This is a genomic window from Methylobacterium sp. 285MFTsu5.1, from assembly GCF_000383455.1.
Taxonomy (GTDB): Bacteria; Pseudomonadota; Alphaproteobacteria; order Rhizobiales; family Beijerinckiaceae; genus Methylobacterium.
In genome coordinates this window covers 1-1,285 of sequence record NZ_KB911358.1, presented here as the reverse complement: position 1 = coordinate 1,285, position 1,285 = coordinate 1, and the positions used below count along the sequence as shown (strand labels likewise).

Below are 1,285 nucleotides of genomic sequence, written 5' to 3'. Positions count from 1 at the left end.
GTGACCTGCCCCCACGAGGTGGTCCGAGTTCAAAATTAGTGCAGGGTCGGCCTCTGCTCTACGGGTAGCTTGGCCGCCGGAGCCGGTCGGGCGAGCGCAGTCGGGCAAGCGGTCGTGGCTGGCACGAACACCTCCGGCGCTGGTGGCTTGTAGCCAAGCGCACCGTGCGGGCGGATCGTGTTGTAGTGCCGACGCCAGCTTTCGATGATGATCTGTGCCTCCTTCAGGGTGTAGAAAATCTCGCCGTTCAGGAGTTCATCCCGCAATCGCGCGTTGAAGCTTTCGACAAAGCCGTTCTCCCACGGTGAGCCTGGCGCGATGTAGGCGGCCTTCGCGCCAATGGCCGCAATCCAGGACTGCACCGACTTGGCGATGAACTCGGGCCCGTTATCGGAGCGAACGTGCTCGGGCACGCCGCGCAGGATAAACAGGTCCGAGAGCACGTCGATCACGTCAGCTCCCTTCAGCTTGCGCGCAACGCGGATCGCCAGACATTCGCGGGTGAACTCGTCGACGACGTTGAGCATCCGGAACTTGCGCCCGTCATGGGTGCGCGCCTCGACGAAGTCGTAGGCCCACACGTGATCGCGCCGCTCCGGTTTGAGCCGGATGCAGGAACCATCCCCGTCCCACAGTCGGCCCTTCTTCTGCTGGCGGCCGGGCACCTTGAGCCCTTCGCGCCGCCAGATCCGCTCGACCCGCTTGTCGTTGACCAACCAGCCGGCCGCCTTCAGCAGCGCGCCGATCTTCCGGTAGCCATAGCGCCCGTATCGGCGCGCCAGTTCCACGAGATCGGCGGTCAGCGCCGCCTCATCATCTCTGCCCCGCGGCACCTTGCGCTGCGTCGAACGATGCTGACCGAGCGCACGGCACGCGCGGCGCTCGGAGACGTCCAGGACGTCCATCACATGCGCGATGCAGGCGCGTCGGCGCGCGGGGCTGGTCAGTTTCCCCGGGCAGCCTCCTGCAGAATCAGCTTGTCGAGCGTGAGATCTGCGATCGCCTTCCGGAGCCGCTGGTTTTCGGTCTCCAGGTCCTTCATGCGCCGGACCTGGTCGCTCTTCAGGCCGCCGTACTCCTTGCGCCAGCGGTAGTACGTCACCTCCGTCACGCCAATCGTGCGGATCGCGTCCCCGACGCTCTGGCCCTGCGAGACCAGCACATCCACCTGCCGCAGCTTGGCGACGACATCCTCCGGCTTGTGCCCCTTCGTTCCCATCTGTCCGTCCTCGTCCTGGCCCGAAAGCCATACCTCAGGGCGGACCACTTCACTGGGGGCGGATCA

1 protein-coding gene is annotated in these 1,285 nt (G+C 65.7%); it reads right to left on the bottom strand.

Annotation, left to right across the window (positions count from 1 at the left end; translation table 11 throughout):
* Positions 1 to 35: 35 nt before the first annotated feature.
* Positions 36 to 1,219 (bottom strand): IS3 family transposase gene (locus tag H288_RS0131935; RefSeq protein ID WP_103986534.1). Its coding sequence is split into 2 segments (ribosomal slippage): positions 36 to 955 and positions 955 to 1,219, totalling 1,185 coding nucleotides; the frame shifts between segments, so codons are not numbered across the junction.
* Between the last annotated feature and the right edge of the window lie 66 nt (positions 1,220 to 1,285).